Annotated in this window: 7 protein-coding genes; 5 read left to right on the top strand and 2 right to left on the bottom strand. The window is 65.0% G+C overall.

The genetic code is table 11. The features are described from left to right. Positions 1-87 precede the first annotated feature (87 nt). A complete protein-coding gene (locus tag Acor_RS41590; protein ID WP_170317369.1) occupies positions 88-783 on the bottom strand; it encodes a TetR/AcrR family transcriptional regulator in 696 nt (231 codons plus the stop codon). Positions 784-984: 201 nt separating this feature from the next. On the opposite strand from Acor_RS41590, the gene Acor_RS41595 reads away from it, so the two are divergent. Next, a complete protein-coding gene (locus Acor_RS41595; protein ID WP_155342264.1) occupies positions 985-1359 on the top strand; it encodes a VOC family protein in 375 nt (124 codons plus the stop codon). A gap of 194 nt (positions 1360-1553) precedes the next feature. On the opposite strand, the gene Acor_RS41600 is transcribed toward Acor_RS41595, so the two are convergent. Next, positions 1554-2009, bottom strand: coding sequence for a GNAT family N-acetyltransferase (locus Acor_RS41600; RefSeq protein WP_155342265.1), 456 nt, complete (start codon positions 2007-2009; stop codon positions 1554-1556). A 169-nt stretch (positions 2010-2178) separates the two neighbouring features. Between Acor_RS41600 and Acor_RS41605 the strand changes: the two genes are divergently transcribed. The 4 genes from Acor_RS41605 to Acor_RS41620 all read left to right on the top strand — a co-directional run bounded on the left by Acor_RS41605 (position 2179) and on the right by Acor_RS41620 (position 5799). Beyond that, complete coding sequence (locus Acor_RS41605) at positions 2179-2751, top strand: GNAT family N-acetyltransferase (protein WP_155342266.1); 573 nt, start codon at positions 2179-2181, stop codon at positions 2749-2751. A gap of 290 nt (positions 2752-3041) precedes the next feature. After that, the gene (locus Acor_RS41610; protein ID WP_218034831.1) at positions 3042-3599 is read left to right on the top strand and encodes a MarR family winged helix-turn-helix transcriptional regulator; all 558 of its coding nucleotides are present in this window, start codon (positions 3042-3044) and stop codon (positions 3597-3599) included. After that, positions 3596-3970, top strand: coding sequence for a nuclear transport factor 2-like protein (locus Acor_RS41615; RefSeq protein WP_155342267.1), 375 nt, complete (start codon positions 3596-3598; stop codon positions 3968-3970). The genes Acor_RS41610 and Acor_RS41615 overlap by 4 nt, the downstream gene beginning before the upstream one ends. A gap of 716 nt (positions 3971-4686) precedes the next feature. Further along, on the top strand, positions 4687-5799 hold the full coding sequence (locus Acor_RS41620) for an AAA family ATPase (RefSeq protein ID WP_281353316.1): 1113 nt from the start codon (positions 4687-4689) through the stop codon (positions 5797-5799). The last annotated feature ends 87 nt before the right edge of the window (positions 5800-5886 follow it).

The raw sequence follows: 5886 nt of genomic DNA on the forward strand, positions 1-5886 counted from the left end.
GGTCAAGAGCAGCGCCTGACCCCTTGGAATGGGGACTTCGGCGTTTGGCGGCGGTCTTGTCCCAGGGCCCTCCGGCTGGATCCCGGGCTAATAGAGGGTCTTGGCGGGTGCGTTCGCGAGCCGTGCGAAGACGTCGATGCCCCGGGCCACCAGTTCCTCGGCCTCCTCGCGGGTCGCGCAGGCGGCCACCTCGCGGCAGATCCCGCCCATGGCGTCGGTCACGATCGCGACCATCGCGCGGACGCCCAGCGCGTCGTCATCCTCGGACAGGTTGAAGTTCTCCCGCAACAGGGCGGAGTTCTGCCGGAACCAGTCCTGATTGATCCTGCGCATGCGCAGGCCGAATCCCGGAGGCGTGTCGCCGTCGGCGGCCATCCGCACCACATCGCGGTGCTCCCAGGCGCCCAGCAGGTAGGCCCGGGTCCCGGCGAGAAACAGGCGCAGTCCGTTGGTGACGCCGGCCGCGCGCACGGCCAGGACCGTCTCGCGGGAACGCGCTTCCTGGCTGCGCTGGTACTTCAGCCAGATGGCCAGGTAGACGTTGGTCTTGCTGCCGTAGTGGTAGTAGAGGGACCCCACGCTCATGCCCACTCGCTCGGTGATGTCACTCACGCTGGTCGCCGAGAATCCATTCCTGACGAAGAGCTCGCGGGCAGCGTCGGCCAAGGCCTGCGCGGCCTCGGTCTGCAACCGCGGATCATCGAGGTCGATCGTCGCCTCGGTCGCCTCGACCGCTCGCCCGGGGGTCCCCGGCCGTCTGGACTTGGCTCCGGCCTTCGCCATATGCTCCCCACTCCCGGTCGGCGTCGCCATCAATGCCGATCGACTAACAGCCGAAGATCTGAATGCCATTCAGTCTACGGCACTGAGAGGGCCCAATGGAGATCGTTCGCCCGATGTGACACCCGAACGTACAGGTTGGAGACGATCCCGCGCAGGCATCCCGGTCTGGCGAGACACCTTCGCGTCCCAGGGGAGAATCCAGTGATCGGCAACCTGCAGTGCACGGTGTTGGATTGTTCCGACGCTCTCGCCCTCGCCCGCTTCTACCAGTCGCTTCTCGGCGGCGAGGTCAACCGGCGCGATCCTCGGTGGATGCTCAGCGACACGTGGGCGACTCTTCACACGGACGCGGGCACCGTTCTCGCCTTTCAAGGCGTCGCTGACTACCGGCCGCCTAACTGGCCGGACCCGGCTCACCCGCAGCAGTTCCATCTGGACATCGGCGTGGACGACCTCGACCGCGCCCAAGCGCAGGTCCTCCACCTGGGCGCCACACTGCTGGACAGCTCCCAGGGCTGGCACATCTACGCCGATCCGGCCGGCCACCCCTTCTGCCTCGTACGTGAGAGCGGCTGACCGCCGGATGCGGGGGATCGCTGTTCGCGAGAGCGACCCCCCACGGCCTCCAGCGGTGTCTTGCGCTCACTTAAGTTCCCATAGGCCACTTGTAGTCCCCTTGGGGATCACTAGTGACCGGCTCCGGGGCACAGAGCAGCGCTGTCCTGGCTGGCGACGGCGGCGCAGGCCGCTACTTGACGATCAGTCGTCCCTCAGAGAGCCCGGGTCATGAACGCGCTGTGCGGGTCGGGACGGTAGTCCGCGAACGGCTCGCAGTAGTCGAAGCCAAACTTCTCGTACAGCTTCCTGGCGGGCAGGAAGAAATCGGTCGACCCGGTTTCGAGGCTCAGCCGGGTGAATCCCATCCGCCTGGCCTCGGCGATGATGTGCTCCAGCAGCAGCGACGCGACCCCACTCCGCTTACGGATCGGCTTGGTACGCATCGACTTCACCTCGGCGTGGTCCGGATCAAGCCTCTTGATCGCACCGCAGCCCACCAGGGTGTCACCGTCCAAGGCCGTCCAGAACGTGACCTCGGGCTTGCGCAGCCCGTCGAGATCGAGGGCGTGCACGCTCTCCGGAGGCGAGGTGGACCGCATCTCCCGCATGTGCTCGCTGAGGAACTCGGCGATCTCCGGGCCGGAGAGGTCGTCGATCACGATCTTCACTTCGCTCGCCTTTCTTCGATGCCACGTTATTAGCATGGCTGCTCGACCGGCTTACCGTGCGGGCCACCCTCTGGCGGGTACGGCCTGAGGCCGTGCCACCGATCGCCCGGAGTCGCCGCCTTCGCGCGGCCTGACGCCGGAAATATCACCCCCCAGAAAGGGTTCGCCCATGGCTCAGGCCACGCTGCGGAGCAGCCGCATCCTGCTGGTCCCACTCTCCGACGACCATCTGGAACACGAGGTCGAACTGGACGCCGACCCCGAGGTCATGCGCTACCTGGGCGACGGCCGCGCCCGTACCCGCGAAAAGGTCGAACGCCTCCACATCGAACGCCTCGCGGTGGCACAGCACGTCCCCGGTCTGGGCTTCTGGGCGGGTTTCGTCGATGAAACTTTCGTCGGCTGGTGGATTCTGGAGCCGCCCGAGCGCCCCGATCAGGGCCCGATCGAAGGACAGGCCGAACTCGGCTACCGGCTTCTCCGCCGCCACTGGCGCAAGGGCCTGGCCAGCGAAGGCGCCCGCGAACTACTCCGCCACGGCTTCGCGGACCTCGGGCTGGACCGGATCTTCGCTGAGACGATGGCCGTCAACACCGGTTCCCGCGCGACGATGGCGGCGATCGGCATGACGCATGTCCGTACCTTCCACATGGACTGGGAGCAACCACTTTCAGGCAGCGAACATGGCGAGGTCGAGTACGCGATCACCAGGGAGCAATGGCTCGCACCTGCGGAAACGTGACGGCCTTGCAAGTTTTCAGCGACTTGCGCAAAGTTCTCTAGAGAACTTTGCTCTTCCCTCTGAAAGGGTTTGCGGGGAAGTCGGGTCAGCGCAACCACCCTTGGGGTGGGCATATCAGACCACTAGAATTTGGACATTAACACAAAGTCAAATCGGCAGTCAACCCTCACCCGGGGGAGCCGATCTCGATGACCAGAAACTCTAGTCCATCCACTCTGCGGGCGCCACCAGTACCCAGAACGGCACAATGCCGTAGTCATATCTGGAACTATGTACTAATGTAGTTCTTCATGATGAATGAGGTACATAAATTTGAGGCGGACGCGGACGGGTTCCTGCACGATCCTCGGGCCAGGGCTTCCATGAGCCAGTTCGTCGATGGCGGCGATGACCTGCTCACCTTTGAGGCGGCCGCCGCCGTCCGCACCGCCTACCTCGCCGTCGAACGGATCCGCGCACACGGAGCCCAAGGCCGCGGCCTCAGCACGGGCGCCCTCGACCTGCTGGTCCGCCTGGGCGGCGCGGAAACCGGGATAAGTATCGGCGAACTGGCCCGAGCCGCCGGAGTCAGTTCGCGCAACGTCACCGGCCTGGTCGACACCCTCGAACGCGACGGCCTGGCCCGCCGCGTCCCCGACCCGGAAGACCGCCGTTCGGTCCGTGCCGAGATCACCCCGGCCGGCCGCGCCTGGATCGACGCCTTCCGCAAGCCGTCCCAACTGGCCATGCGCTCGATGTTCACCGGGTTCACCCCCGATGAGCTGGTCGTCTTCCGCGACCTGTGCCTACGCCTGGCCGAAAACCAGCACCGCCTCGCCGACCACCTCCGCAAGAACGGAACCCCATGACCCTCCCCGACCAGACCCGCCAGACCGTACGCGGCTACCACGAAGCCCGCTTCCGCGGCGACGTGACCACAGCCGCCGAACACCTCGGCGACCCATTCCGCTTCCAGAGCCCGTTCATCGACTCCACCGACCGAACAGGCCACCTGGCCACCCTCCCCGGCTTCGTCTCAATCGTCACCGGCACCGACCTGATCAGCGAGCTGTACGGCGAAGCCGAAGCCACCCTCATCTACGACGTCCACACCGCAACCCCCGTCGGCACCCAGCGCACCGCCGAACACTTCCGCCTGACCGACGGCAAAATCACCTCAATCCTGCTGGTCTTCGACGCCGCACCCTGGCAGCCGATGAAGGCACGCATCACGTCGTAGAGCCCTCGTCATCGTGACGGCAGGGGAACGACCACATCGGCTGGGCCGAGGCGGCACTACACGCCTCTCCACGTGACGTCGTTACTGAAACCCCTGCCGATGAGGGCATCTACGCGCCTCTTCACGTGACGTCGTGGCTGAGGGCCGACGAATCCCGTGACCAGCCCTGGCCGGACACTGAACGACATCCCGTCCAGGGCGAGGGTCGGCCCGAACGGCTTCCGCAGGCCGCTGACAACAACGCACGCGTCACTCATGCCGTCGGCTCTACGCCGACCCCGGTGTCAGCCCGGTGCCGGCGACCGCCACCTCGCTGACACCTTCCTCAACGACACCGAACCCCGAGCCGGCGTCCTCGTCGGCGTGAACAGGGACTGAGTCGTCGTCGTCGGGTGCTGTGGGCCGTACGGGCGTGAGTTCGATCGCCGGCGATCTGCTCTGGTGACAGGCCAGGGGTTACGCTGCACCTGCGTCCTAGGGAGGCATCCACTAAGTTGGTGATCGCCGCGAGTCGGATCCAACCAGCGACGGACAGTTACTCTAACCGTAGACGGACAAGGGGATGGCGTGCTGCTCCGGTTCCGTGCGGCGAACGTTCGGTCGCTGCGCGATGAGCAAGAGTTGGCTTTCGTCGTCCCTGAAGACGAACTGAGTCCCGCAGCGCGCGCGGTGAGCCTTGGGGAGATCGCTCGACATGGGTCTTCTCCCTGATCGGCATCTTCGGTGCCAACGCGTCGGGCAAGTCGAATGTGCTCGCAGCCCTGACTGACATGCGTGCGGCGGTCCTCAATAGCTACGCCAATTGGGCGTCTTTCGACGGAACTCCTCGACAACCTTTCCGCTTGGACCCAAAGGGCGAGGACGATCCGAGCTTCTTCGAAGTGGACTTTGTGATCGATGCGGTCCGCTGGACGTACGGGTTCGAGCTTGGCCCCACGCGGGTCGTGGCGGAATGGATTCACAGTTACCCCCGTGGTCACCGCCAGGTGTGGATGGATCGCGACACGTCACGCGCAGAGACGTATGAGTGGCCGGGTAACCGGGTGAAGGACCGTGCGCAGCTGGTGCGACGCACTCGGCCTAATTCCCTGCTTCTATCGACAGCGGGCACGGACAACCACCCTCAACTGTCAGCACTTTTCCATTGGTTCCGCCGTAATCTGCTGCTCATCAATCCAGAAGATGAGCGGGAGGCTCGTGAGGCGTTCACCACAGATGCGCTGTCGGGCCGGCAAGCGCAGCGAATCAAGGAGCTGCTGAGGGTCGCGGATTTGGGCATCACCGACGCGCAGGTCACCCGGGAGGGGAAGAATCGACCAGCGCCTGTGCTGTTCCATCAGTCCACTGCCGGCGATGTCCCGTTCGAGTGGCGGTATGAATCCTTGGGGACTCGCTCGTGGTACGCGCTACTGGGTCCGGTGCTCGTAGTGCTCGATGAGGGCACCGTGCTTCTGGTCGATGAACTGGACGCCAGTCTGCACCCGCGATTTGCCGCTGAAGTGGTCAGGCTCTTTCAGGATCCGCAGGCCAATCCAAAGGGCGCGCAGCTCATCTTCACATCGCATGATCCAACGGTTCTCACTACTTCGAGTGGGGAGCGTCCGATGGAACCGGGACAGGTGTGGCTGACGGAGAAAGACAAGGATGGTGCTACCGCGCTGTATCCGTTGACGGCCGCTTCGCCGACAGAGAATGAGGACCTGATGAAGTCCTATCTGGCCGGGGTGTTCGGCAAGGTCCCATTGATCTTGGAGGGCCAGATCGCCCGTCGGCTGATCACTGCGGACGAGCGGAAGGGAGCCCGGCGGAGGAGAGTGGATGGCGCGTAAGAAGGGCAAGGAAGCCCTGGGCCCGTCAAAACAGCAGCGCGTCCGCCGGCGCCGAGTCGTGCACGTCTACACGGAGGGACAGGTCAC

The organism is Acrocarpospora corrugata (assembly GCF_009687845.1).
Taxonomy (GTDB): Bacteria; Actinomycetota; Actinomycetes; order Streptosporangiales; family Streptosporangiaceae; genus Acrocarpospora; species Acrocarpospora corrugata.

What these genes read in the sequence shown, in the direction of transcription:
- Acor_RS41590 (WP_170317369.1), bottom strand. Translation starts at nt 783, where the DNA reads ATGGCGAAGGCCGGAGCCAAGTCCAGACGGCCGGGGACCCCCGGGCGA.
- Acor_RS41615 (WP_155342267.1), top strand. Translation starts at nt 3,596, where the DNA reads ATGACCCTCCCCGACCAGACCCGCCAGACCGTACGCGGCTACCACGAA.
- Acor_RS41605 (WP_155342266.1), top strand. Translation starts at nt 2,179, where the DNA reads ATGGCTCAGGCCACGCTGCGGAGCAGCCGCATCCTGCTGGTCCCACTC.
- Acor_RS41610 (WP_218034831.1), top strand. Translation starts at nt 3,042, where the DNA reads ATGATGAATGAGGTACATAAATTTGAGGCGGACGCGGACGGGTTCCTG.